The organism is Vibrio aestuarianus (genome assembly GCF_012395185.1).
Taxonomy (GTDB): domain Bacteria; phylum Pseudomonadota; class Gammaproteobacteria; order Enterobacterales; family Vibrionaceae; genus Vibrio; species Vibrio aestuarianus.
The window spans coordinates 116,765-143,715 of sequence record NZ_JAAZTU010000005.1; the positions used below are offsets into that span (position 1 = coordinate 116,765).

A 26,951-nucleotide genomic window follows, 5' to 3' on the forward strand; every position below is an offset into this window, starting at 1 on the left:
CATCACAGCAAGGCATTGCTACATAAACATGAACCGAAACCCGTAATTTCTAACAGATCCCTAACTTAGGTAGGAAAAAACGCGCAAAATTGAACTCATTCATCGATTAATTTCTTTCGCGCCACCAGATAACGCGATCACTTCCCCGATACAAACCAAATTGAACTCGTCCCGATACGCCGTTTTCAAAACTGCCATCTTGATCTTCATCGATGCGTAACCAAGGCAAACCATTGGCATCAAGATCGAGTAAAGTATCAATAAATCCTTGCTCCCCCGCACCTGGAGCAGAGAATTTAATCGTTGTCACACCAGATGATAATGTACGATTCGTTAGGGTCGCCTCTACAGCCGGTGGGCCACCCGAGCCTAAAGTCAGATCCGTCGCTGTTAAAGTGAAATTCGCAATGTCTGGCAACTGAGTACAACTATCGAAACTGTTAATGACAAAACCATTTGTCGAATAATATTCACTCACCACCTGTTGCAATAACGGTGCTGTTTCTGGGCCGTAAGTGTCGTGGATCACCAGTTTTCCCCAACGCAGTCTCATTTCGTTATCAATATCGGCAATCGTATAGTCTATGCAAGGGCTGCTTGCCGTCGCCCTATAACAAACACCATCGAGATCAGTAAGATCGGACGCAGCGAGAGTAAGCTCTAGTTTGCTATTAAAAGGGACAATCGCCTGTGGTGGTTTTTGATAAATTAACTCTTCGCCTAAAAGCTCAATACGAGAATCCCCCGCGTTAATTCGGTTTACGCTAGTCGCATCTTTATCAAAGCTGATTAATAAATTATGCACGGTATCCTCATAGACACGATTATCCCACTGTTGGTTATAACGCCACCAAGTACTGTCGAAATAATTGACCGTTTCACTGCCTAACGCAGATCTTGGGTTTAAGTAGACACCAGGATTTTCTTGATACCCAAAAGGTTGCCCTAAATAGCTAAAGGATTCCGTGCTTGAAGAAGTAACCTCACATTCAGCCTTTAGGCTTGTCACAACCGAGGTTGGAGAAAAGTAAGCGGGAATAAAACGCCCAACGGGCCCCGTTGATACCATAGTAATTGGTAAATTTTCCGCTAATAAATCAACGCCAAGGTAAGAAGTCGGCGACAGCAAAGAAAAATCAAATGCCCCAACTTCACTCACTTTTTGTAGCACAGTGGTTGAACTGCCCAATTGATGATTGTATTCCACTTCACCAAGATTACCCGGCACGCCACTTACCGGCTCTATTAGTGTATGCGAGAGCTCAATATTTGTTTGCTGATAATTTGTCACACCAAGATTATTGGTGAAATCATTATCTTCAACGGGTTCAGCCGCTACCGCCTTGACGTGCAGATTGAAGTTTTCATCAGCCCTAGCAAAAATATTACAGCTCATATCGGCACTTGGACACGCTCCATCATTACCATAATAATTAGTTGCACTGAGCACTAAAGCACGAGGGACACGAACAAAACTATCTTGTCCTGTGAGCGTTAAATCCTGCTCTTCTCCACTACCATCAAAACGTGCATTTAAAGCGAGGCTACCTGCATCACGATAAGAGACACTAATGCTCGCCTCGCCATTTTGGTTGAAATTAAGATTGACCGGAACCGAAGTATTTGATGATTGCCCTACAGCAACATTATTCACTCCAACGGTGTTAGCTGTGAAACCTTGCCCTGCACTTGGACTCAAGTAATCACTCCAAAAAGAAACGGATTTCGGTACATTCTGGAAGCTAGGCAAACACTGTTGCGAAACATTGTCTTTACGTACCGCTTTAATGGTTCCTGCTACCGTTTGATTGGCATAAGAATTCGGCACATCCAAAATAAAACCACTGTCAGCAAAAGTGATGGTGCAATTGTTAGTCGAAAATGGACCAGCATCACCATTATGGCTACATAACGTATCATTGAAGGCGATCGCGGTAGGAATAGATCCAGATACACCAACAGTGACATTACCTGCACTGTTACGCCTTAATTGAGCATTGCCGACACCATTGCTAAACGATAATGTTGAGCCATCCACCCAACCACCACTGGCGCTTGGCAAGGAATTCGGTATTAGATAAGCCGTCACGGGATCAGTGAATAAATTATTACAGCTGTCGTCGGCACACGCTTTTATAGAAACATCAGAAGCGGCACAAGTTAACCCTTGCGCAGGCAAAGAGATACGGAAGTGATTAATCTGCTCTCCAACTGGTCGTGAATCGAGCGCACATACTTCAAAATTATCAATTTCATGATAATTAGTTGAGCCTCCCGTTGACCCTGTAATGGAAAGTAACAGATCATCAGGAACATTACTTTGCCCAGCAAAGCTTAAGACGTTAATAGGTCCAATTAATGTTTCCCAATTATTTGATCCCACTTTGCGTTTGATGGTGACATTAGATACACCCGATTGCGTCGAATCGATCGAGATTTGATAACGATGTAAAGGGTTACCATTATTGCTATCGATTTTAGGATTTAAGCAGTCGCCATTACTGTTTTGTGAACCATTATTACAAGTACCGGCTAAATAACCGTAACCACTATAACCACTACCGGAGCCTCTCAGTGCAACGGCTTGTCTTCGACGCCCCGGCCCATCAGGGCCGCCCTCGATGGAATAGTTACCAAATTCATCAATACCAATCCCCAGCCAGCCACCCGCAAACCCCGGCTTCTGCTCATAAGTTTTATAGCCATAACCTAACGGGCCACCAAATGCTCCCACTTGTGGAGTTATACTCGCATCAGAAAAGACGATGGCTACGCCATCAGCTCCCGAACCTCCATAAGCAAAATAATCAAACTCAACATCGATTTTATTATGTGCCGCTGGAAATATACGTTGGAAGGTTGAAGCAGTAGCCTGATTCCCCACCGCCTGAGTCAAGCGTAAACGCTGGTTAACGATCGAGGGGGTAAATGTACCGCTACTACTAAAAACGCGCCACTGCTCATCCAAAGGTTTGCTTTGAAAATCATCGGTAAAACAACTTGGCGTGAGACCTCCACATAGGTGACGCTGGTTATAAAGGTCCCAAACTTGCTGATCGGTTAATGAACGATTAAAAATCAAAACCTCATCAATATATCCATCAAACGCACGCCCAGAAAAATTTTGATCTTGCCCTATTTGCAAAGGGAGATTATTGGTTTGCAGTTGTTTGTTTTGATTCGATGTTCGAGACCCCGCCAACACACCATTAATAAAAATACTTGCACTGCTATTTTTAAAATTATAGCGAATAGTAACGTGGCTCCATTGGCCATTAGGAATGCGTGATGTACTGGCTAAAGAACGGGTTGAACCATTTTTTTCTTGCCACCACCAATAGACATAACCTGCTGAGTTTATATGAAATTCATAGTTGTTATCTTTAGATAAGATGCTGTATAAGCCGCCATTAGGGCGACTCTTAGGATACACCCATGCTGAAATCGTTAACTCTTTATCCAGATCCAATTTGTTATCGTATGGCACCTCTACATACTGATTGCGTGCATGTGTAAACTCACCATAACCACATGTCCCTAAGTTATTAATCTCAGGTAAGGCAGGCGAATTCTGTGCAGTGCTCGCTCCATTAATCGCTCGGCCATGAAGATTATTTCCCGAACTATCAGCAACAGTACCTTGAAGATTATCCCAACTGCCCTCATCCATTTTTAACCACATGACAGGATTCGATGGCAGGGTATTACTGCCCTCGATGACCGCATCATCAGTCATTATCAATTTACGGCTATTGGTACGACCGACAATTCTGGCTGAATTATAGAGATTCAAAGTCTCCGATATATATAAATCACCCGTTATTTGTGTGTCACCTTCGAGCTCAGCACCGCTATATCCAATGACTTGAACGTTACTATTAATCGAGGCTTCAATAGTGGCTGCTGTATTTAATGCGATATTGCCATTAACGAAAATTCTCACATCACCATTTGCGATTATCTTGCTGCTGCCATTTAGTTGCAGCGAATTAAACCAATAATCACCAGTATGAAGTATCACTTCAGCATTGCTGCCCATCGCCAGTGAATTCACTCGATATTCCGTTCTTGAACTATCAAACTCTAAAGTGCAATTACTGTATAAAGAAATATCCTGTGTATTGGGGTCATTAATGGATAAGCGGTCCCCAGAATCACAGTAACCGATTGAGCTACCACCGTTATTATTTTTAAAATTATCTAAATTTAACTCTGGCGTTGGAGAGCCTGACACATTACAAAGCACACCATTACCAGCACTATCATCACAACTGCTGTCCTGTCTCTCATTGCTTGTGTTTATAGTACAAAATGGTAAATCAACGCCATATGTGCCTTTGATCTGTGAGCTACCATATTGGATCAATTGCGAACCGGAAATATTACTGCAACTGCCACTGACGGCATGCCCTTGTGCGCTATTCGGGAAATACACAGACTCATCAATCGGTGCCAGTGCTTTAGCCAAACTGGCAAAGCACAACATTAAAATACAAAATGCAAACTGACCCAATGGCCTAACTATCATCACGAATTCCAGCCTCAATAATTCTTTGATAGAAACTATCTCCTGCTTTACAGGTTCCGGTACTCTCTAATTGATAAACCTGATATCCACTATCATCTAGCACCCCAATTGAACGACAAGAGACCTTTGCCTGACACCGCTCAAGCCCTTCACCTTCAAAAGTATAGTTAGTATCAGCGCCAAGCCGGCAGCTTCCTTGTGCCTGTGATCTATAAAAACGGCTAATATCGATTTGCATTGCAGAGCGAGCGGCCATTTCAGCTCTTGTGCCTAAGACCATTGATACCAATTGTTGGCTATTGCGCTGTTGATTTCGGTTGGCAACCGCAGCAACAAAGCCCACCACCACAATGATAAAAATAACTAACACCAAACCGCTGCCTTGTTGCCTATGGCGTGTTGTAGATAAGCGCATCATGGTCAAACTTGATCTCCTCACCACGGTCAGAAAACGTTAATTCAATTTTAATTAACCCATTTCGTTGCAACTCAGGCTGTGTAACTTGAAAACTGGCTTGGCTAAGATTTTCAGCGACTAGCACTCCACTTCCAAGCTGAGTCGGTGTTAGCGCAAGGCGATTTAAAGGGTAGCTAGCGTAACGATAAATGCGCTGATTTTGATAACAAAAGGCAACGGGGGCACGATAAAAATAGAGTCGCTTAGCCGGAGATTGAATTGAAAAACCGGTCGCTTGAGTCAGCGAGACATCAACCATAGTGGCACGGTTCACATCGGTAAACTCAACATCAGCATCCACTTCTGCCACCTGACCATTTACCGAAGCGGCTTGGCGTAATAATGCCGCATTGGTTGGATAAACGACGAGTCGCTCTCCTTTCGAGACGCTTTTATTTATAGGCAGAATACGAATCGCACTTGATGCCGCTTGAGGGGAAGGAAGATTATTGTAAATCGCGCTATTGGTGATAGGTAAAAACTCAATACAGTCATTTTCAACCAGCACACTGTTGGGTACGGCTTCTCTTAATTCTCGGCTTAAACGTTCTGTAATAAAACGCCCTTGTTGGATAAGCGCTTCGCGCGCGGTGGTATCGACATAAATTCCCATCCCTTGGCTAATCACTGAACCTAAAAACAGCCCAACGACCGATAAAAGAATGATGGAAATCACCATTTCAATCAGGGTAAAACCACGCATTAAAAGTTTCCCCTCGTTGCAGCGAAAGGATAGCGGTTACCACTAGGGTCGATGATCACTACCGATATTCGTTTATAGTCGGTTATCGTGCCTGCATCTTGCCCGGTCATAAAACCGCTGTTATTTTGTTCATAAAACACTTTAATCTCAACGTTATAACGTTGGTAATCAGCACTAATATCAGCGCCTAATACATCTTTAACTGAACCAGTTAAGCCATGAAAATCATCAACATCGTTATAAAGCGTATTCGCATTTTCACCCACGTCAGGCCCAAGCGCGCTTGGCAAGGTGCAAGTTCGCCCTGCGGTAGTCACCAATACACACTCCGGCACCCCACCATTGGGGCCAGATTTTTCGTCAAAAGCGCGGCCCATTACCTCATCTAATACGGCGCGACCAAGCTCAGCCGCTTTCACCGCCAATACCTGTTCAGCACTCTGCTGAGAACGCGGATAAAGCGCAGCGGTGATGCCGGTCATAGCAATCGCAATCAAGGTGATCACAATGATCATCTCGATTAAGGTAAAGCCTCTTGTTCGCTTAGCAGCCATAAATAAACCCTTCGCTATTGATGCACACTTGGCGAGACTCTCCCGACTGGGGGTTGCTTACTGTCACTGTACATTGAGCGGCAAGGCATTGAGTGGCGCGCCCTAAGCTATCAAAATCAAAATAGTGGCTACCGTCGTTGTTGGTCAATGTCAGGGTAATATCGTTTGCTGCCGCATCAACAAAACTGCTGTCTGCCGACGGATTGGGTAGTGAGGTGGTGCAAGCACCAGCAGAAACGGAAGGAGACACTTGTTGCGCTTGATTATTACTAACCAACCAGCGGTTACAATAGCCAGTGCGCTGCATAGCGCGGTTTTGCGTTAAACGTAATGAGGCCAGAACTTCACTTTGCGTCGTAATGGTAGAAAATGTGGAAACACCACTGTAGCGGCTCGCCGCATAAACAGAAACAATGCCAAGCAATAGAATAACGACAATTAGTTCGATCAAGGTAAAAGCCGACTGCTTCACTAAACGTTGCCGCATCACAATGCCTCAAACAAAAAATAAGTGCTTAGATTATATAAGAAATAGCGGAGTTAGACCTAAATTTTGCTGGGTTTTATTGCGAGAAGAGCTGGGTCGATCAGATAGATATAATAAAGGCCAGCAATGCTGGCCTTTATTATTTACTAAACAATCAGCATTTATCGGCATAAACACTAATAGATGGGGCAGCGGTAGACGTTGCATCTGTATAATTTACATAACATCCAGAAGTATTTGTCCATCCAGTCGTAGCTTGTCCTTTAAAAGTATAGCCAACACCATTACTAGGGACTGAACCTGAAATTAAACTCCAGTCATCAGATAATCCTGTTACTGCATTACCAATACCATCTGAACTTGCTTTAGGGTAACCAAAAACTATCTGTACATTATCAACCGCACCAGATGCTGCAGTTTCTTTACCATCGATAGCCGCTTTACCATAAACAATACCGGCAGCTCCAGACATTGCACCTTTCAAACCTTGAAGTGCAGATTCTCTAGCATCAGTTTGCAAATTCAAGAAACGAGGTGCTGCGGTAACCGCCAAAATACCCAAAATTACAATTACCACCACTAGTTCAATAAGGGTGAAACCGCCTTGTCTTTTCATAGTTACCATCTCTCTATGTTTAAATTAAATGCGCAGACTTACTGCAAAGTTACGGTCACACGACCTGTTTTGATTTCGTACACAAACTGGTGTGCGGTTCCGCCCTCTTGTTGTACATAAGTACAAGTGGATAAACCGGTATCGGCTTGTGCTGAGTATTTTACGTCAGAGTTAGTCGCAGCATTAGCGACTGTGTCAACTTTTGGTGGGTTTTGTAATAAATTATCCATTAAATCAATACATGCTTGGTCAGTAATCGCATTTGGGTAACTAGTATTATCGGTATTCAACGCAATTGGATAACCATCACGAAAGCCGGTTGATGCCCCACTGCTGTCTTCCGAACGAGTTAGCCAAAAGTTTACCCCATCATAATTGACGGTATTTTGTTTCTCAGCGCCCAGCGTCACCGATGTTCTCGCTTGTGCCTCCCACTGAGCACGAGCCGACAATACACCAGTAGCATAACCACCAGCGACACCTTCAATACTGGCTTTTTTGGCTTCATCAGTTACATCTAAGAAACGAGGCAACGCAGCAACGGCAAGTAAGCCGACTACCACAATGACAACCACTAATTCAACCAAAGAGAAACCGGTTTGCTTGTTATGCATGCTTCTACCCATTTATTATCAGTACGACGTATTATACGCGCATATTTTCACATAACTCTATGTTAAGTGACAATTTATCTTACTATGCCGGAAAATCGACGCTAACGGTAAACTTATCACTCAAAATTTCAATAGTTATCACTTGTTTTTGGCTGTAATGATAGCGACATTGGTATTGGTTAGTTTCAATTTTAGCATCAATCGCAACCACACGGCTTTCTAGCACTTTTTCATCAGGGTACAGTAAGTGTAGCCAATGCTGGCAATTGAGCATTGGTGATTCATCCTTAGCCTCATCGATTACCGTTGCCTCATTATTAAACAATGGCAGTACCCACCCGGCCTTGCTCATTGTTAACTGTTGACCATCCATATTCAGAATTAAAGGCTGACCTTTTAGTAACCAGTTTTGTTTATAAATATTGGCACTTTCAACAATGCGGTTACGCGCAACCGCAAAAGCTGTTTGGTTGGCCTCCTGCTCGATTGACTTCCAAATAAATAAAAATGAAAGCAGCAAAATGAGTACCAGAAAAAGCCAAATCGCGAACTGAGAACGCTCTATCGCAGTTTTCACACTAACGACCTTTAATCGCGTCTAACATGCCCCACATCGGTAAGAAAATACCGAGTGCTAGCACCAACACCATACCCGCTACGATCACCAATAAAATCGGTTCGATACGCGCTGTTAACGTCTTGAGATCGTAATCCACTTCTCGATCATAGAAATCAGCCACTTCGAGTAACAGCTCATCAATACGCCCTGTTTCTTCACCGACTGAAATCATCTGAATGACTAATGGGGTAAAGATCTGCGCATTAATGGCTGTTGCCGAGACGCTTGTCCCTGCTTCAATCGCAGCTTTCATTTCCAATAGCCGAGACTCTAGAAACTTGTTATCTAATGCTTCCGCAGATAAAGCAACAGCTTGGTTAAGCGGTATACCGGCTTTCAACATTAACGCGAAAGTGCGAGAGAAACGCGCAAGCTGCGCTCTGTTGACTATCCCACCGACAATCGGCATTCGCAGGCGAAATTTATCCCACTTTTCGCGCCCTGCCGCGGTATTTAACCACGCTCTAAATCCAAATAAACCACCAATAATAACGCCGACCATCATTGGCCAATAGTTAACAAAAAAGTCAGACATGTTGATCAAAATACGCGTCGGCAGCGGTAAGTCGACGCCAAAACGGCTAAACATACTGGAAAATTGTGGTATCACTTTAATATTGAGGATAAACAGTGCGACCACGATAAAACTAATCACAAACGTCGGGTAACGCATTGCCGTTTTAATCCGCTTGCGGGTTTCCACTTCTTGTTCGTAATAGTGAGAAAGCTGCAATAGCGCCTCATCAAGTCGGCCTGTATTCTCGCCAACCTGAATCATAGAAACAAATAGCGGGCTAAACACTTTAGGGTGTAATTGCATTGAGCCAGATAAACTACGCCCGTTGGTCAGCTCGGCACTGACCTCTTCCAACGCTTCTTTCAACTGCTTATTGGCGCAATTTTGGATCAACCCTTTCATTGAACGTAATAACGGCACGCCAGCTTTAGTCAAACTGTAAAGTTGACGACAAAATATCACCAATACTTCAAGCGGCACCGCGGGTGTGAAAACGCTTTTCCAATCAACATTAAAGCCCGTAGAGCCTTTGTCTGATGAGATAAGTGTCGGAATAACCCCTTTGTTAAACAAAGCTTCAGCGGCAAGCTCTTCGGTTGGAGCTTCGACTTGCCCCGACGCTTTACTGCCATCTAAATTTCGTCCTTGGTAGCGATAGGTTGGCATTGATTATCCTATAAATAAATCGCTTGGATGACGCCCGATGAATCACCTTCACCTAAGCTCATCACTTCGTCTAAACTCACGATACCTTGCAATGCAAATTCCATCGCGGATGCCAGCAGTGGTTTATACTGCTCGGATTGACGCGCAGCAGCGGCAAAGCCAACCGCATCATTCGACCTTAAGGCATCCATCATGGAGTGATCCAGTTCGAGCATTTCAAACACACCAATTCGACCACGGTATCCGGTTAAATTACAGTTTTGACAACCGCGACCGTGGGTAAATGTCGCCTCGACTTGGTTTGGGAAACGAACCGCTAACCACTGCTTACGAGCCTCATCGACGTCATCATTGGTCTTACAATCTGGGCACACTTTACGCACCAAACGCTGTGCCACTACAGCACGTACAGCACTGGCTACTAAGTAACCTGGCGCGCCCATATCCATCATCCGTAAAGCACTGTCGACCGCATCGTTGGTGTGCAACGTACTGAGCACCAAGTGACCGGTTAGTGCTGCACGCAAGCCAATTTCAACAGTTTCTTGATCACGCATCTCCCCAACGAGAATGATATCTGGGTCTTGACGCAAAAAGGTTCTGAGCACTTTTGAAAAATCGAGATCAATTTTGGTATTGATTTGTACTTGGTTAACACGCGGTAAACGATACTCGACTGGATCTTCAGCAGTAATGATTTTTTTGCCCGGAACATTGAGTTCGGACAACGCACCGTACAAGGTGGTGGTTTTACCTGAGCCGGTTGGTCCGGTGACTAAGATCATGCCATGTGGACGTTTCAGTTGGCGACGCAAGCGCTTAAGCAGATCATCGGGAATACCTGATTCTTCTAGCTTACGAACTCCAGAAGACTGATTGAGCAAGCGCATCACCACAGACTCACCATATTGCACTGGCATGGTAGACATACGAATATCGACCGATTGGCCTTTAACTCGGATATTAAAACGACCATCTTGTGGCAGGCGTTTTTCTGAAATATCAAGGTTTGCCATCAGCTTTAAACGCAGTACTAACGCAGAAGCAATGTTAGTTTCATTGAGAAGGGTTTCATGCAATACGCCATCAATACGCTGACGCAAACGCAACACATTGGCATCCGGTTCGATGTGAATATCCGATGCACCAACTTGAATCGCATCTTCAAATAGTGAGTTAATCAGCTTAACAACCGTAACTTCATCACTATCGTCTCCACCAATATCAAAATCAAATGCATCGTTACCTTGATGCTCAAGCTGTAACTGTTCGGCAAAGGAGGCAATTTCTTTTGTACGGCGGTAATAACGGTCAAACCCTTCAACCAGTTGTTTTTCAGGTGCGATAGCAAATTCAAAACGATATTGAGGCAATTGAGTTAACAGTGATTCTTGGGCAAAGAGATCCGCAGGATCACTCATTGCAACGCGCAGTATGTCGCCATTTTGACCAATAACTAGAGCACGTAGACGGCGCGCATGAACTTCAGGCAGTAGTTGCACCGCATCAATATCGACGTTCGCTCTGCTCAAATCAATTAAAGGTAGAGAAAGCTGCTGAGACAAAAAGCTCAACATTTGCTGTTCCGATAAAAAGCCAAGTTCGATCAGGGTGTCACCGAGTTTACGACCGGTGTTTTTTTGCGCGGCAAGCGCTTGTCCAACCTGCTCTTCAGTAATGATGCCTTCTTCAACCAGCAGATCGCCCAGCCGTTTACGTAACTTAATTTGCATTTGTACTCTCCTCTAAACTACCGAGCACTTTCAGGCGATCACGAATAAACAGCTGTGACTGATTAGAGAGCCCGACTTTAGTGAGTGATTGTTGATAAGAGTATTTAGCTGCGCTTAAATCCATATTTCGCTCTTGGGTAATAGCAAGCCCAAGCCACCAGCGAGCATTCTCACTGTCTAGCTTGACTAAAGATTGGTAGCTTTCCAAAGCCATCGTATCTTGTTTCACTTTTTGTGCTAACGCTGCCCGCAGCGCAAGATAGTCCACGGAAGGATTATGCGGTAAGTGCACTAATGGGGTTAATGCTGCCTCTGTTTGCTTTTCTTTAAGCAGTAATTTAGCCAAAGCAATACGTAACGCTTCACCTTCATAATTCGATTTGATACCAGCCTGCAAGATATCGAAAGCCTTGCGTGCATCACCTTTACCGTAATATAAAGCAGCCAATTTTTGGCGAGCAATGTCATTATCAGGAGTGTAACGCAATACTTCATTGTACGAATCTAAGGCTTCTTTCAGTGAATTACTGTCTACCGCTTTAGCGGCGCGCTGCATCGCTTTTTCTGCAAGTTGCTGTGGGGTTAACTCGACTTGTTCGATCATCACACTAGATGTATCGACAATCACAGAAGCCTCTGGTATTGACGCAACTTGCGCAATCTTAATCGGTGCATTTTTTTCTGGTTCAGCATGAGAAGGCACACGCTGCACTTCAACATGTGATTTAGAATCAGTGCGAGACTGTACCGAGGGCACTGAATAAACCTGACCATCATTGGTCACTATTTTTTTGGTTGGTGACGGAACCTCTTGCTCACTAAAAGCAATGGGGGTTGTCAATGTGCTGACTTGCTCGCTAACCGTCACTTGCTGCTGTGAAACAGCCCAACCACCAACCGCTAAACTGGCAGCAAAGCCGGCAACTAACCATAACCAAGCTCGGCTGCGCTTTACTTTGGCAACCTTTGCTTGTTCAAGGCTCGCCATCGTCGGGCGTTGCTGTGCAAGTTCGGATAGCGCATTATTAATAGCACTCATGACTGACTCCATCCCCAAATAAAAGGGCGTTTAAACTTAGGCTTACAGGTATCAAAAGTGTCGTGAATAGCTGTAAATAGGTGTTGATTATCAATACTCGATTGCCCCTGAGTAAATGCGAGCAACAGTGCTTTATGACAAACTTGATTAATCAAACGTGGTATTCCATGACTTGATCGCCAGATGGCTTTTTTCTGCTCAAGACTAAACAGTTCCGTTTTAGCGCCAGATTTAGTGAGACGGCTATCGACATAAGCGACAGACTCATCTAATGATAAAGGTCGCAGAGAGGCACTAAATGTTATCCGCTGACGAAATTGCCGCAAATGGTGCTGTGCTAAACGCTCATCCAACTCGGGTTGCCCTATCAAAACCAATTGCAGTAATTTGGTGTATTCAGTTTCTAAGTTACCAAATAACCTTAATATTTCTAATGCATCGTCAGGTAAGGCCTGCGCTTCATCAACGATAGCGACCACTCTTTTTCCTTGCTGCTTGAGCGAAATCAGTTGCTTCTGAATTTGGTCAACAATATCGGCTTCATTTTGTTTGCCCAGCCCTAATTCATTCGCAACCGCTTGCCGCAGTTCTCGACCATTTAAGGCGGGGTTGGGCAGGTAAATTAACTCGATATGTGGTTGCAGGTGATTGATCAACATCCGGCAAACCATGGTCTTGCCCGTCCCCACTTCACCCGTTATCTTGATCACCCCCTCACCTAACTCAATCGCAGCACTCACCGTCTGAATCGCTTCATAATGTGGGGCTAACCCCAAAAACAACGAGGTATTGGGCGTTAAGTGAAAAGGTAATTGCTCAAAGCCAAAATGCTCAAGATACATGGTGTTTATTCTTCGTCTGGGAACCACTCCTGCAGCAATTCACGTGAACGTTCGAGCTCTTTTTGCCAAGTATTGACACCAACGACGGTAGGTTTAAGCAAAATGACCAGTTCTGTTTTTTGGGTGATTTTAGATGTATTTCTAAATAAGTGCCCAAGTGCAGGAATGTCACCTAAAAATGGTACTTTAGAGACTTGATTTATATTGTTGGACTTCATCAAACCACCAATGACCACAACATCGCCATCCTGAGCTCGAATAATGGAGTCAGACTCTCGAATCGTGCTTTTTGCTAGAGGTAAAATGATTTTCGTCTCACCATAATCAATTTCTTTACTCTGCTGCTCGACTTCAATAACCGCAGGATGAACATGGAGGAATACATTCCCTTGGTCATCAATTTGCGGTGTCACATCCAGAGAAATACCAGAAAAGAATGGCGTTAATTCAACTTCAGGTGCAACATTTGAGTTATCACCATTACCCACTACACTCGATAAGTCAGTCACATAATATTCATCAGCCCCAACTTTAATCACTGCTTTTTGGTTATTGGATGCCGTTACTCGTGGGCTAGAAAGAACATTGAGATCACCTTGCGTACCCATAAAGCTCAACACGGCATCAAAGCTACCGCTTGATATCACAACATTTGACTGGCCACCCAGCAATGCGCCGATCGAATCTAGTCCTGGTAAAGCTGCCGGTAAAATATTGCCAGCGACATCTTTGACGATACTGCCAGCCCCAATAGTATAATTGGTACCATTAGAGGTGAACATCTTCGACCAATTGATACCTTGCTGGTATCCATCACTTAATGTGACTTCTAGAATTTTGGCTTCTAAAATGACCTGGCGTTGCATTCGATCATGAGAAATCCCGAGAAAATTGCGCACTTCGCGAATTTCATCAGGGTAAGCTCGAACCGTAATCACACTGGCTTGAGGCGTTACGACAACACTTTGTCCCTGCCCTGAACCAATCAACTGCAAAACGGCTTTTTCTAACTGCGGCCAAAAGTCACTCTCACTGATAGTTTCAATCTCAGTGCCACCTTTAGTGGTCGTCGATGAGCTACTATTTGAATTCGAACTGCTATTGGAACTATTGGATGAATTAGAGTTGTTATTCGAGCCCGTATCAGTGTTAGTGATGGTACCGGTAGTAATCGATGTCAGCGAGCGACCTGTGCGCTTGAGCTGCAAATAGTCGACCGGAATCGTCACCGTACGTAAACCTGCCGGATAGACTTGAATCACTTTGCCTTTTTTGGTGATTTCAAATCCATACATATCGCGTACAACCGATAGCACATCATCAAGTGTGACATCGGTTAAGTTAACCGTTACACGTCCTTCAACATTAGGGTGAATAGCAGCACTAAATTCTGTTCCTTTGACCAAACTGGCAAAGAAGGCTTTTGCCTCGACATTATTGGCTTTAATTCGAAAACGCTTCACCGTTTCTTGGCTACGTGGTGTTACCCCTTCAATGTCAGGCATAAGGTCAGCTTCCACAGAAGGAGGAAGCGCGTCTAAGTTTCGGCCATTCGATTCATTAATCGACTGATTTAAAGATTGCTTAATCTCTACTGGATCACGATGTCCCATCGAACAACCCACTAATGATGTAATCAACACGCCTAATACGATTTTACGCATACGATTTCTACTACCTTACTGCTTAATATCTAGGGAAAAGAGGCCTAAGTTCCATAACCTTCCTCCACGAGAAAGCGTCACTTGTTGAGGTTCAATCGCTTGCACGGTATAGCCCCTCAATGACTCCCCAACGGTGATTACCTTGTCATTTAACACGGCAACACATGGTGTCGTTTGCTGGCAGGTAATACTTTGCAAAGTAGGTAGCGGATAGCTAACCACCTTTTTAGCGGGAACAACACTTTGTTCTACCCAGCCTAATGGTGCGGTAGGGTCTTGCGTTGCCCAACTATGGAATGCAATAGCTGACAACAATAATGAGAAAACAACCTTAGCCACCAATAAACTCCTGTCTAACCCCTAACGTATACACTTCCATGATCACTCTGGCTTGAGGGTAATCTTCCACCGAGTATTGAAAGTGACGCCAGTAATACTTCATTGGTAAACTTTCCAGACTGGCGAGATAGTTTAAAATTGCAAAATATTCCCCAGTAAACTCAAGTCGAACCGGGTGGACATAATAGCCTGAATATTCTGATGTTTTACTGTTATTGGCTATCGATTCTGCACTTAAAGACTCTAACGACACAAGTTTTAAATTTTGACTGTTCGCTAACACGCTTTCTAACTGTTCTGCCATTTGCGCTGGTGTGATCAAGCTGTCGACCACTTTGGATAACTCCAGTGACAGCGCTTGGCTTTGCTCTAATAACTGTTTGAACTCTATATCAATCTCTTGATTTGGATCTTTATTGAGTTTAGCAGTAAGTAACAGAATATCGCCTTGAATACGCTGATTGCTTTGCTCAAGCGATTGAAGTTGCAATTTATTGGCTGTGATTGACTTCAGTGTCGGTTCCAGTAATACACTAAAAATCAACAATACGCTGACCACCAGCCCACACAGTGCAATTAACACTTTCTCACGCGGGCTAAGTTTTGAAAATTTGTTATTGAGATCCTGCCAATTCATTATTTATCACCTTCCGTTGTTTTAAGCTCAAAGGTGATGATGTCTTGCTCATTACGACCTATTTTCAGCTTCTCAAAGCTACGCCCAACCAAGTTAAGCTCACTTTTAAACTGGCTTAACCAATTAGGAATCACTTTAGCTTCACGAGCGAGACCGTGAAGATCAAGCTTGTCTGAATCGATCTCGATTGAGGTTAATGAAATATCATTGCGACTTAATTTGGCCAATGAGCGCATCACTCCTGAATAGCCTACTTGTTGCGATTCATCGAATTGATGCACGGCATTTAAAGAGTCCTGCTTGGCTTTTATTTCAAGCTTAAGTCGCTCAATCGCGGCTATTTTCTCCGCTGATGGTTTATGGCGATCCGCTTTTTGTTTCATTTGATCAAATTGAACTTTCAGTGTTTGAGCTTCGCTTTGTACCATTTGTAACTGTTGAAGTTGACGCTGATTTTGCCATTGATAACCACCATACATAAGCAGCATCAACAATGTCACACCACCCCATACCGCAACCACTGCAGATAAAGAAAAATAGTCTTTCTTCGGTTTGAGATGCTCTGGATACAGATTTAGCATCTCATCATTAATGCTGGTGATTTTTTCGAGCAAAAGATCCACAGAATCAGGGTGGCGTTCATCCAATAAAGAGACTTTAACGCTTAAACGCTCATTTAGCGCATCGACTAACTCTTGTTGATCTTCTTCATCACACTGCACTTTTAACTGATGAAGCGAGGCACCTTTCAGTTGCGATGAAAGGTAATCAATCGAACGTTGCAGCTCTAAGGCTAGTCCATCAAGTTGTAGTGCTGAACTTGCTACACCAGTTATAGGGGGAACCACACCTCTTATGGTGCGTTGAAAACTGCATTTACGGTCAATAAAGGCATCGAATTTAAAACTGCTATTTTTATTGCGATGCAATAAAAGAAAGTTACCAAGTTCCCCAGCACTTCGTGCCCACACTTCACTTTCAGGGATAACTTTACCCAGTAACAAACCGTTGGCTTGCAATAATGCACTCACCTCCAAAACCAAACGTTTTGCCACCACATAAGCCTGAATTTTATTGCCAATAGGCAACGAAAAAGCATCAGCAACGATTTCGGTCACTTTTTCGTTAATCAGGTCCTTGAGTAAAAATGGCAGCGCAACTGACCACTCTTCCTTTGGTAAATTAGGTTTTTCTATTTGATAGGTTTGATAAAGATTTGAGTGCAAAACAAGGTGAACCACCAAAGCTTTTGCATTAAGCGCCTTTACGCTATCGAGTAATACACTCTGCCACGTTGCTCCCTCAAGAGGAACCTCTCTTGGCAAAGTAACGCCCTCTAACGAGGAGAAATAGATAGCCTCTGGCTGTACAACAGCAAAAAGTTGTTTAGTAGCCGCTTTTGATGGCTTTATTTTTTCAATCAGTGACTGAACATTCATTGAGGATCACTTTTATTTTTTACGCCAACGATTTCTTCGCCCTGCTTTTACAGTAGGAGCAACTATTTTCTCTGGTAACAAGGGAAGCTCTTCTTCAAACAATCGCCCTTGCCCACCTTGAACACCAAGGTTTTGTAATGTTCGCCATTCTTGTTCGGTTTCAACACCGACAGCAATAACCTGTGTCTGTGTTCCACTACAAGCACCAAGCATACTGCGAACAAACAATTGATTCTCATGCCGTTGGTCTATTTTTTTAACCAAACTGCGATGTAATTTAAGATAATCAATCTTTAAATCTTTTATGTAGTGGGTACTGACGATGGTTCTACCCGCTTGGCCCACGACCACTTTAGCGCCAAGGCCTGAAATCATTTTTATTACAGGCCGCATATAATCAAGATGCTGTACTAATCGCCCTTCTGGAAATTCAAATGAGAGCAAAGCCCTAACATCAGAAGAGAGTTGAAGTAACTCATATCTAAACCATTTGAAGTATAGTTTATCGGCAAAAGGGAGCACATGCAGATTAACTGAAACCGGATCAGTGAGTTCTGACGTTTTTAACAAGCGTAGCACTTTCAATAGCACCGCACGATCCATCATCATTTCATAACCGACGGTTTCTAGCGCCGCATGAAAACGAGAAGCTTTGATCACACCTTGCTCAGGATCATCAATACGAGCAAACAATTCGTGGTGTACCCATGTTAAATCATTTGATTTTTCAATTAAATAACAAGACTGCCGGTATAATAAAATAGCATCTGGAGTGAGCACTTGATCAAACAAGGTTCTCCAACGAACGCTTCCTCGCTCTTCTTGGATAAAATTGCTCTTTTTAAAACGACTCCAAGTATTCACGCCTTGTAACTGCGCACTTTTCAGTGCCGTTTCAGCTTCATCCAATACTCGGCCACGTCGCTCACCTTCGCTGTACATGCTAATACCAATGTGACACCAATTTTCTGGATCAAGAGGCTCTGGAGGGTTAACGCGTGCAAATAATTTCAGGCATTGCACTGCGATAGAGGCGACCTCTTTGACGCCCTGATGAGGCACAAAAATAGCAAAATCCGCATCGTAATAGCGCGACAAAATGACATCAGGATAACGCTGTATCACATTAGAAATACTTTCACCCACTTCGACGATTAGATCGTCCGCGACTTTTTTACCGCACTCTTCGCACAGGGAATCCCAATCATCAATACGTATCATCAACACTCCACCACGAGCACCACTTTCAAGTAAAGCGGATTCCAATTTGCTATCAAATAATACGCGGTTAGCTGTTCCGGTCAGTTTATCTAAGAAAGTCTGAGTACGAATAAAAGTATCGAATCGACTGCGCTCTTGACGGGCATCTTGCAGCTCATCAATTAACACATCAAGCGCTTCACTTGCGGTGTAAGGCCACTCACGGTGATCACCTTGCGCATATTGCTCTACTCGACCAGCTAAGATCATGCGACCACGCTCTTCAAGCAATTCAGAGCCTATCAACTGCTCTTTCAACCATTTGATGCCTCTGATCAAACAGAAAACTATCAGCCCGACCGCTAGGGTAATGGACCACATCGCTCCTAACGAATAGCTGTAGCCAAGGTATGGAGGAATGGCTTTGAAAGAGATGCTATAACTGGGATTGCGCTGTAAGGGGATATCAATATGATAAAGACGCTCAGGTGCAATTTTTGAAGAGGTATCTTTAAAGCGATAGATAACACCCGCTTGTGAAGTTAGCTGCATCTCGACAATATTACTGGCTTGCAACATTTTAGGCATCCAACGTTGCATTGAATACGCGGCGTCAGGGTCTTCCATTTCTTTGTCTACGACTTCCACAATCCCGGTCAGATAGTGATTGAGGTACTCTTGTCCCATACGCTGAAAAGACAAGGTTCCACCAATAAACAAAATAAACATCGCACTGGTAACGATTAAGGTAACAAATGCCCCTAAGCGCGTGCTCAGTTTCAATGTGGGGGTATACCGCATGAATACTGAATTCCTTTTCGATTCAAACCATATAAAAAGAAAATGTGCCGACAGATAAGAAAGTCTTAACTAGGGCGTGCTGACCTAATGATAACTATATAAAAAAGCCGCGGTTTTCGCGGCTTTTTTCGAAATTGGAGCGTTTAAAACGGGATGTCGTCATCAAAATCCATCGGTGGCTCGTTATATTGTGGCTGAGCCTGTTGAGGTGCAGACTGCTGCTTCTGAGGTTGTTGCTGCATCGCTGGTTGTTGAGGTTGTCCCCATCCACCTTGTTGCTGAGACTGAGGCATACCACCTTGAGCAGGTGCACCGCCTTGTGCACGACCACCTAACATTTGCATCACGCCGTTAAAACCTTGAACAACAACTTCTGTTGTATAACGGTCTTGGCCACTTTGATCTTGCCACTTACGTGTTTGTAATTGGCCTTCGATATAAACCTGTGAACCTTTACGCAAGTATTCACCAGCGACTTCAGCTAATTTGCCAAATAGTGCAACGCGGTGCCATTCGGTTTTTTCACGTTGCTCACCCGTTGCTTTATCACGCCATGACTCTGACGTTGCGATGGTGATATTTGCCACAGCACCGCCACTTGGCATATAACGAATTTCTGGGTCGTTACCTAGGTTACCCACTAAAATAACTTTATTTACTCCACGGCTTGCCATGTTTTGCTCCGTCTTCCATCATGAGTGTTCTAAAAATAGCTGACTAGGATACCACGCTTTACGCGGGGTACAAATATACATAGAGAGACTGACAAATATTCAGCGCTATGCCCCACCCTTTTTCTCTTTTTTAGAACAGCCCCCTCAAAATTAAGGGTGATAAAACACTCATTTACTTTCTCATATGAAACCCAACGCAATTTTATTTCTTTGATTCGCATTATTTTAGTAGTTAGTTCATTTTCGCGACAGATGGATAATTGTTATCCACTGAGGAAATAAAGGATATCCCATTAACAGGACGTTAAAATGAGAAAAGCCAACTACACCCGCACCATTTATTTTTTGTGTTTAGATGCTCAAAGCTCCTCACCCTATCTCGAACAGCTTACCTCGCTATTAGCGCTACCGATCCCCAAAATAGAGCCAGAAGCACTGCGCCAATCTAGCGGTTTTGATAAACATAAAATACTAATGATTGATTACGGTAACTATGCACAACTTAGGCAACGGCTAGGCAATAGCCCACTAAACAGCCATCACCACGAAACGATATTATTCAACGTTTCACAACGTCTTACCACCGATGAGTTACTCACCTTTGGTCATTTAAAAGGGCTATTTTACCGTAGCGATAGTTTCGAAAGCATCGCACATGGACTCGGTGAGATCATTAATGGCCAAAACTGGCTACCTCGCCATGTCACCAGTCAATTATTGCATTATTACCGTTATACTTTTGAGTCTCATACTGCACAGGTCATTACCGATTTAACCGCTCGCGAGGTGCAAATTTTGCGTAGCCTTCAAACCGGAGCATCCAACAGTCAGATGGCTGAAAGCCTGTTCATTAGTGAGTTCACCGTAAAGTCTCATCTTTATCAAATATTCAAAAAACTCTCGGTAAAAAAACGCTCACAAGCGATCGCCTGGGCAAATCAAAACATACTGTCTTAATTATGAGGCATGGCACAGAATTTCATCAGCATCAAAGTGTTGATGATGATACCCACCAGTAAAGCGTGGTAAGGTTGCGCCATCTTCCAATTATTATTCACAATTATAAGGTTATAGCATGATCAAAAAGTGCCTATTCCCAGCCGCTGGCTACGGTACGCGTTTTCTTCCAGCGACTAAATCAATGCCAAAAGAAATGATGCCAGTGGTTAATAAGCCACTGATCGAGTACGGCGTTGAAGAAGCGATTCAAGCCGGGATGACGGGAATGTGTATCGTGACCGGACGAGGTAAACACTCGATCATGGATCACTTTGATAAGAACTATGAATTAGAACATCAAATCAGTGGCACCAACAAAGAAGAGCTGTTGGTTGATATCCGTGAAATCATCGATACCGCTAACTTTACCTATATTCGCCAACGTGAAATGAAAGGCTTGGGTCACGCAATCTTAACTGGTCGTGAGCTGATTGGTGATGAACCTTTTGCTGTCGTGCTTGCCGATGACCTTTGTGTTAATGAAGAACGAGGTGTTCTGGCGCAAATGGTCGCCCTGTACAAACAATTCCGTTGTTCTATTGTTGCGGTTCAAGAAGTTCCTGACAATGAAACACACAAGTATGGTGTTATCTCTGGAGAGATGATTAAAGATGATCTATTCCGTGTTGATGACATGGTTGAAAAACCAGAACCAGGTACCGCGCCAAGCAACCTTGCCATCATCGGCCGCTACATCTTAACGCCTGATATTTTTGACTTAATTGAGCAAACAGAACCTGGTAAAGGTGGGGAAATCCAAATCACCGATGCATTGCTTAAACAAGCGACGTCAGGTTGCGTGCTTGCTTATAAATTCAAAGGACAACGTTTTGACTGCGGTAGTGTTGAAGGCTATATCGAGGCCACTAACTACTGTTTTGAAAACATGTATAAGAAAAATGAGCAGAAAGTCGCGCTAGACAAACATTCAACGCACAAAGCTTAACTTACCTATATTGTTCAGGCCCTAGTTGCTGTTTAGGTAAGCATCTTATGAAGCAAAAAAGTTGCTAATATAGTTGCCAATAAAGCCACGTTAAATTGCGTGGCTTTTTATTTACTGTTTTTTTATCCAGTATCTATTTGCACAAAACTCACACTATGCAATACTTGCCACACTTGGTGTTACATAGAGCATAGATGATGGATAAAATCGAAGTTAGGGGCGCACGAACCCACAATCTAAAAAATATCAACCTGACTATCCCACGCGATAAATTGATTGTAATTACTGGACTTTCAGGGTCAGGAAAATCGTCGCTTGCCTTTGATACTTTATATGCGGAAGGGCAACGTCGCTATGTTGAATCTCTTTCTGCCTATGCTCGCCAATTCTTATCTTTAATGGAAAAGCCCGATGTAGACCATATTGAAGGGCTTTCTCCAGCGATATCTATTGAACAAAAATCAACATCACATAACCCACGTTCGACAGTCGGCACTATTACTGAAGTCTACGACTATTTACGTCTACTTTATGCTCGTGTTGGTGAGCCTCGCTGCCCGGAACACAAAGTGCCATTAAGCGCACAAACCGTTAGCCAAATGGTCGATAAGGTTCTTGAGCTCCCCGAAGGCTCAAAAATGATGCTGCTAGCGCCCATCGTCAAAGAGCGCAAAGGTGAGCACGTCAAAACATTGGAAAACCTTGCAGCCCAAGGTTTTATTCGTGCCCGTATAGATGGTGAAACTTGTGATCTTTCCGATCCACCAACACTAGAACTGCATAAAAAGCACACCATTGAAGTCGTGGTTGATCGCTTCAAAGTTCGCAACGACTTACAGCAACGCCTCGCTGAATCTTTTGAAACCACTCTTGAGTTATCTGGTGGTATTGCAGTCGTAACGGATATGGATGGTAAAGGGGAAGAAATTGTATTTTCGGCTAACTTTGCCTGCCCACATTGTGGTTACAGCATGCAAGAGCTTGAGCCTCGACTGTTTTCGTTCAATAACCCAGCAGGGGCCTGCCACACCTGTGATGGCTTAGGAGTACAACAATACTTCGATCCTGAACGTGTAATACAAGACAGCAGTTTGAGTTTAGCGCAAGGAGCCATTCGCGGATGGGATCAAAAAAACTATTACTACTTCCAAATGCTCACCTCACTTGCAACACATTATGATTTTGACTTGCATGTGCCATTCAACAAATTACCGAAAAAAGTCCAAGAGATCATTTTAAAAGGATCTGGCAGAACTGAAATCGAGTTTAATTATATCAATGACCGTGGCGACATTCGTGTTAAACGCCACCCATTTGAAGGGATTCTTAATACCCTTGAGCGCCGTTACCGTGATACAGAATCAAATTCAGTGCGTGAAGATTTGGTGAAATACATTTCAACCAAACCATGCACCAGTTGTGATGGTACACGCCTACGTGTTGAGGCTCGCAATGTGTTTATCAACGATACGGCACTACCTGAAGTGGTTGAGCTTAGTATCGCCGACGCGCTACAGTTCTTCCAAACCTTAGCGCTGACTGGGCAAAAAGCACAAATTGCTGAAAAGGTGATGAAAGAGATCAATGATCGCTTACACTTCTTGGTCAACGTAGGGCTTAACTACCTAAACCTCTCTCGCAGCGCTGAAACACTCTCGGGCGGTGAAGCTCAACGTATTCGACTCGCAAGTCAAATTGGTGCTGGCTTAGTCGGTGTAATGTACGTTTTAGATGAACCGTCAATTGGTCTCCACCAGCGTGATAACGAACGGCTATTGAAAACATTGACCCACCTGCGCGATCTCGGCAATACCGTGCTGGTTGTGGAACATGATGAAGACGCAATCCGTATGGCTGACCATGTCATCGACATTGGTCCAGGAGCTGGTGTTCATGGGGGGCAAGTAGTAGCGGAAGGAAATGTCGACCAAATCATTGCTAACCCTAACTCGCTCACTGGCCAGTATCTCAGCGGTGTAAAAGAAATTGCTATCCCTCAGCAACGTACTTCAAGAGATCCAAAGAAAACCGTTGAGCTTATTGGTGCATCAGGCAATAACTTGAAAGATGTCGATTTATCGATACCTGTCGGTTTATTTAGTTGTATCACTGGCGTTTCTGGTTCTGGTAAATCCACCCTCATCAATGACACATTTTTTAAGATTGCTCATACCGCTTTAAACGGTGCAACTACTGCTACACCAGCCCCCTATAAGAAAATAAAAGGGTTGGAACATTTTGATAAGGTTATTGATATCGACCAAAGTCCAATAGGCAGAACACCGCGCTCAAATCCAGCGACCTACACAGGCATTTTTACACCAATTCGTGAGCTATTTTCCGGAACTCAAGAATCACGATCTCGTGGTTATAAACCGGGCCGCTTTAGTTTCAACGTGCGTGGTGGTCGCTGCGAAGCTTGTCAAGGTGATGGTGTTATCAAAGTAGAAATGCATTTCTTACCTGATGTTTACGTCCCTTGCGATGTATGTAAAGGCAAACGCTATAACCGTGAAACGCTAGAAGTACGCTACAAAGGCAAAGCGATTGATGAAGTACTCGAAATGACGGTAGAAGATGCGTATCAATTCTTTGAACCAGTTCCCGTCATTGCGCGTAAGCTAAAAACATTAATTGATGTCGGCTTATCCTATATTCGTCTCGGACAAGCGGCCACAACCCTGTCAGGGGGGGAAGCACAACGAGTCAAGCTAGCTCGTGAGTTATCTAAACGTGATACCGGTAAAACCTTGTACATTTTGGATGAACCAACAACAGGTCTTCACTTCCACGATATCCAACAACTGTTGATTGTCCTGCACCGCCTACGTAACCATGGCAATACCGTGGTGGTGATTGAGCACAATTTAGATGTAGTGAAAACCGCAGACTGGATCATTGATTTAGGGCCAGAAGGTGGTCAAGGTGGTGGCCAAATTATTGCTCAAGGTACTCCAGAAGATGTCGCACAGGTCGACATATCTCACACAGCTCGCTTTCTTAAGCCTATGTTGAAATAGAAAAAAACGGTAGAGTAGAGAAACCAGCACTCACGATGGCTGGTTTCTTTTCAACTGGAACGTGAGACCTATGGCTACATTGCATCTAAGCGGTACGCAGCTTGAGAACCAAGCACCAGCAATCCCTTTAAATAAACCTTTTTTATTTTCGATTAGCATCATCTATTTACTGGCGATGCATTTTTTTATGCCTAACCCTGGTGGTTCAGGTTTAGCGCTATCTTTTAACCCAACGACTTGGTTAACGCTGAGCATCACGCTCTCATTGGGTTTATATCAACTAGCTTCTAACCGTCGGCTACGTTATTCCAAATTAACTATCGGCTTGTTGATTAGCTGCATCATTATGACCATTCCACTGCTTTACACCAATGCGTCACTGGAACTCTCAGTCAGCCGCTTGGTAGGGCTATGGTGCGGGCTATTGCTTTTTGTCTTACTACAACAATTCCGTTTTAGTAACAAACATAAACAGCGATTACTGTGGTTTATTGTATTAGGCGTGTTGATTGAAGCTCTGTTTGGTTTCTATCAGTATTTTCTATTGCAACCAAATAACCTATTTGGTTATAACACTGAGGTAAATCGGCCTTACGGCATTTTTCAACAACCTAATGTCATGGCAAGTTTCCTTGCTACTGGCTTGGTGATTTCCGGTTACCTGCTTGCTCGCCAACCAAAAAAATACAATCAACAATTAAGCGCAGTAAGCCTTTTATATTTCACTCCGCTTTTAACCGCACCGTTATTGGTCGTACTAGCCTCTCGTACTGGCTGGCTTGGTGCAATATTAGGGATTATGTTCGTTCTCCCTTACCTATTTCGATTCTCGACGCCAAAACGCTTTTGGGGATGGAGTGCTGCAACATTAATCGGTATCTTGCTCGGTATTGCTGCAATGTATACTCAGGGAAGCGATGGGTTTGTTAGCAATAAAGCCGATCTAGAAAGCCCTCGCCGTTACACCTTTCCTCAAACGCTCGACATGATCATTGAAAAGCCATTTACAGGTTACGGCTACGGCAAGTTTGAAGCGGAGTATTTGCTTTATACCGCAAGACAACATCAGCTAAATTCGAGTTATCATCCGGGGCTCCATTCCATGGATCACCCACACAATGAATTATTGTTGTGGGGGGTCGAAGGCGGGTTACTGCCCGTTATCGGAATATTATTGGCGATTGCCTTCGTAATGATGAGGATATATTCAGCCAAGAAAGGAACAAGGCTCGCAATGTTTGCCTTGTTTATTCCTATAGTCTTACACAGCCAACTGGAATATCCATTTTATCACTCGGCGGTGCATTGGATAACCTTTATCATCTTGCTTTTTTGGGTTGATCAACGTGTTGCCAAATATAAATACGCACCATTTAGCTCGGTGAGTAAGTCATTACTGAGGGTCATAAGTTTAGTGGCTCCTGTACTAACGGGTTTTTACATGGTTAGTGCACTGCACACTAACCATGTACTCACTCAGTTTGAAAAGTCTCAACCACCAAACCCTGATATCTTACAGAAGGTCACCAATCCTGTAGTGTGGAGAAATCGCTTTGATTGGGATGTGTATAGCACCTATCTCAATATTGGTTTATACACTCAAGACCCCGAATTTATAACGCCTTATATAGATTGGTCATTAGAGATCATTAAGCACCAACCTCGGCCTACCTTCTACAGTAATTTGGTGATTGCTTACCAAGGCATTGGCGATGATAGTCGTGCCGAGCAAATTCGCTCCGAAGCCGCATTTTTGTTCCCCAATATGGATTTCAGTGAGGTGCAATATATTCGACCATCTAGTGCTGCTTCAAGTAGTGTGCAAGCAACGGCTACTGAATAATAACCTAACTATGA

Annotated in this window: 22 protein-coding genes; 4 read left to right on the forward strand and 18 right to left on the reverse strand. The window is 43.6% G+C overall.

Translation table 11 applies throughout. From position 1 onward, the window contains the following. Positions 1 to 106 precede the first annotated feature (106 nt). The 18 genes from HGG78_RS03680 to HGG78_RS03765 all read right to left on the reverse strand — a co-directional run bounded on the left by HGG78_RS03680 (position 107) and on the right by HGG78_RS03765 (position 20,129). Entirely contained in the window at positions 107 to 4,528 is a 4,422-nt protein-coding gene (locus tag HGG78_RS03680; RefSeq protein WP_254068105.1) for a DUF6701 domain-containing protein, read from the reverse strand. Further along, positions 4,518 to 4,946 carry an MSHA biogenesis protein MshP gene (locus tag HGG78_RS03685; protein WP_172532115.1) on the reverse strand — a complete coding sequence of 143 codons (429 nt, stop codon included), beginning with the start codon at positions 4,944 to 4,946 and terminating at the stop codon, positions 4,518 to 4,520. Before HGG78_RS03685 ends, HGG78_RS03680 begins: the two co-directional genes overlap by 11 nt. Beyond that, positions 4,918 to 5,688: a PilW family protein gene (locus HGG78_RS03690; RefSeq protein ID WP_172532116.1), complete on the reverse strand. Its 771-nt coding sequence runs from the start codon at positions 5,686 to 5,688 to the stop codon at positions 4,918 to 4,920. Before HGG78_RS03690 ends, HGG78_RS03685 begins: the two co-directional genes overlap by 29 nt. Next, positions 5,688 to 6,242 carry a prepilin-type N-terminal cleavage/methylation domain-containing protein gene (locus tag HGG78_RS03695; RefSeq protein WP_172532117.1) on the reverse strand — a complete coding sequence of 185 codons (555 nt, stop codon included), beginning with the start codon at positions 6,240 to 6,242 and terminating at the stop codon, positions 5,688 to 5,690. Before HGG78_RS03695 ends, HGG78_RS03690 begins: the two co-directional genes overlap by 1 nt. Next, the gene (locus HGG78_RS03700) at positions 6,232 to 6,729 is read right to left on the reverse strand and encodes a type II secretion system protein (protein ID WP_172532118.1); all 498 of its coding nucleotides are present in this window, start codon (positions 6,727 to 6,729) and stop codon (positions 6,232 to 6,234) included. Before HGG78_RS03700 ends, HGG78_RS03695 begins: the two co-directional genes overlap by 11 nt. 154 nt (positions 6,730 to 6,883) lie before the next feature. Beyond that, on the reverse strand, positions 6,884 to 7,345 hold the full coding sequence (locus HGG78_RS03705; protein WP_172532119.1) for a type II secretion system protein: 462 nt from the start codon (positions 7,343 to 7,345) through the stop codon (positions 6,884 to 6,886). A gap of 38 nt (positions 7,346 to 7,383) precedes the next feature. Beyond that, on the reverse strand, positions 7,384 to 7,959 hold the full coding sequence (locus tag HGG78_RS03710; RefSeq protein WP_168523505.1) for a prepilin-type N-terminal cleavage/methylation domain-containing protein: 576 nt from the start codon (positions 7,957 to 7,959) through the stop codon (positions 7,384 to 7,386). An 82-nt stretch (positions 7,960 to 8,041) separates the two neighbouring features. Next, positions 8,042 to 8,536: an MSHA biogenesis protein MshF gene (locus tag HGG78_RS03715; protein ID WP_172532120.1), complete on the reverse strand. Its 495-nt coding sequence runs from the start codon at positions 8,534 to 8,536 to the stop codon at positions 8,042 to 8,044. 1 nt (position 8,537) lies between these two features. Continuing rightward, complete coding sequence (locus HGG78_RS03720) at positions 8,538 to 9,761, reverse strand: type II secretion system F family protein (protein ID WP_172532121.1); 1,224 nt, start codon at positions 9,759 to 9,761, stop codon at positions 8,538 to 8,540. An 8-nt stretch (positions 9,762 to 9,769) separates the two neighbouring features. Then, the gene (locus HGG78_RS03725) at positions 9,770 to 11,494 is read right to left on the reverse strand and encodes an MSHA fimbrial ATPase MshE (protein ID WP_172532122.1); all 1,725 of its coding nucleotides are present in this window, start codon (positions 11,492 to 11,494) and stop codon (positions 9,770 to 9,772) included. Beyond that, a complete protein-coding gene (locus HGG78_RS03730; RefSeq protein WP_171979700.1) occupies positions 11,484 to 12,533 on the reverse strand; it encodes a tetratricopeptide repeat protein in 1,050 nt (349 codons plus the stop codon). Before HGG78_RS03730 ends, HGG78_RS03725 begins: the two co-directional genes overlap by 11 nt. Further along, on the reverse strand, positions 12,530 to 13,375 hold the full coding sequence (locus HGG78_RS03735) for an ExeA family protein (protein WP_053308824.1): 846 nt from the start codon (positions 13,373 to 13,375) through the stop codon (positions 12,530 to 12,532). The genes HGG78_RS03730 and HGG78_RS03735 overlap by 4 nt, the downstream gene beginning before the upstream one ends. Before the next feature lie 5 nt (positions 13,376 to 13,380). Then, the gene (gene mshL / locus HGG78_RS03740) at positions 13,381 to 15,039 is read right to left on the reverse strand and encodes a pilus (MSHA type) biogenesis protein MshL (RefSeq protein ID WP_168523517.1); all 1,659 of its coding nucleotides are present in this window, start codon (positions 15,037 to 15,039) and stop codon (positions 13,381 to 13,383) included. A gap of 15 nt (positions 15,040 to 15,054) precedes the next feature. After that, a complete protein-coding gene (locus HGG78_RS03745) occupies positions 15,055 to 15,381 on the reverse strand; it encodes a hypothetical protein (RefSeq protein WP_053308826.1) in 327 nt (108 codons plus the stop codon). Beyond that, on the reverse strand, positions 15,371 to 16,015 hold the full coding sequence (gene gspM / locus HGG78_RS03750; RefSeq protein ID WP_168523521.1) for a type II secretion system protein GspM: 645 nt from the start codon (positions 16,013 to 16,015) through the stop codon (positions 15,371 to 15,373). The genes HGG78_RS03745 and gspM overlap by 11 nt, the downstream gene beginning before the upstream one ends. Next, the gene (locus HGG78_RS03755) at positions 16,015 to 17,454 is read right to left on the reverse strand and encodes an MSHA biogenesis protein MshI (RefSeq protein WP_172532123.1); all 1,440 of its coding nucleotides are present in this window, start codon (positions 17,452 to 17,454) and stop codon (positions 16,015 to 16,017) included. The genes gspM and HGG78_RS03755 overlap by 1 nt, the downstream gene beginning before the upstream one ends. Positions 17,455 to 17,466: 12 nt before the next feature. Further along, complete coding sequence (csrD, locus tag HGG78_RS03760; RefSeq protein ID WP_172532124.1) at positions 17,467 to 19,455, reverse strand: RNase E specificity factor CsrD; 1,989 nt, start codon at positions 19,453 to 19,455, stop codon at positions 17,467 to 17,469. Positions 19,456 to 19,598: 143 nt separating this feature from the next. Further along, positions 19,599 to 20,129: a single-stranded DNA-binding protein gene (locus tag HGG78_RS03765; RefSeq protein ID WP_053308830.1), complete on the reverse strand. Its 531-nt coding sequence runs from the start codon at positions 20,127 to 20,129 to the stop codon at positions 19,599 to 19,601. A 309-nt stretch (positions 20,130 to 20,438) separates the two neighbouring features. Here HGG78_RS03765 and HGG78_RS03770 point away from each other — a divergent pair, with 309 nt between their 5' ends. From HGG78_RS03770 to HGG78_RS03785, 4 genes are all read left to right on the forward strand, one after another. Next, positions 20,439 to 21,086, forward strand: coding sequence for a LuxR C-terminal-related transcriptional regulator (locus HGG78_RS03770; RefSeq protein WP_171981171.1), 648 nt, complete (start codon positions 20,439 to 20,441; stop codon positions 21,084 to 21,086). A gap of 118 nt (positions 21,087 to 21,204) precedes the next feature. Beyond that, complete coding sequence (gene galU / locus HGG78_RS03775; RefSeq protein WP_172532125.1) at positions 21,205 to 22,074, forward strand: UTP--glucose-1-phosphate uridylyltransferase GalU; 870 nt, start codon at positions 21,205 to 21,207, stop codon at positions 22,072 to 22,074. Positions 22,075 to 22,271: 197 nt separating this feature from the next. Beyond that, positions 22,272 to 25,094: an excinuclease ABC subunit UvrA gene (uvrA, locus tag HGG78_RS03780; protein WP_172532132.1), complete on the forward strand. Its 2,823-nt coding sequence runs from the start codon at positions 22,272 to 22,274 to the stop codon at positions 25,092 to 25,094. A 70-nt stretch (positions 25,095 to 25,164) separates the two neighbouring features. Continuing rightward, positions 25,165 to 26,937 (forward strand): PglL family O-oligosaccharyltransferase, encoded by a 1,773-nt coding sequence (locus tag HGG78_RS03785; protein ID WP_172532126.1) that lies wholly within the window; start codon positions 25,165 to 25,167, stop codon positions 26,935 to 26,937. Positions 26,938 to 26,951 lie beyond the last annotated feature (14 nt).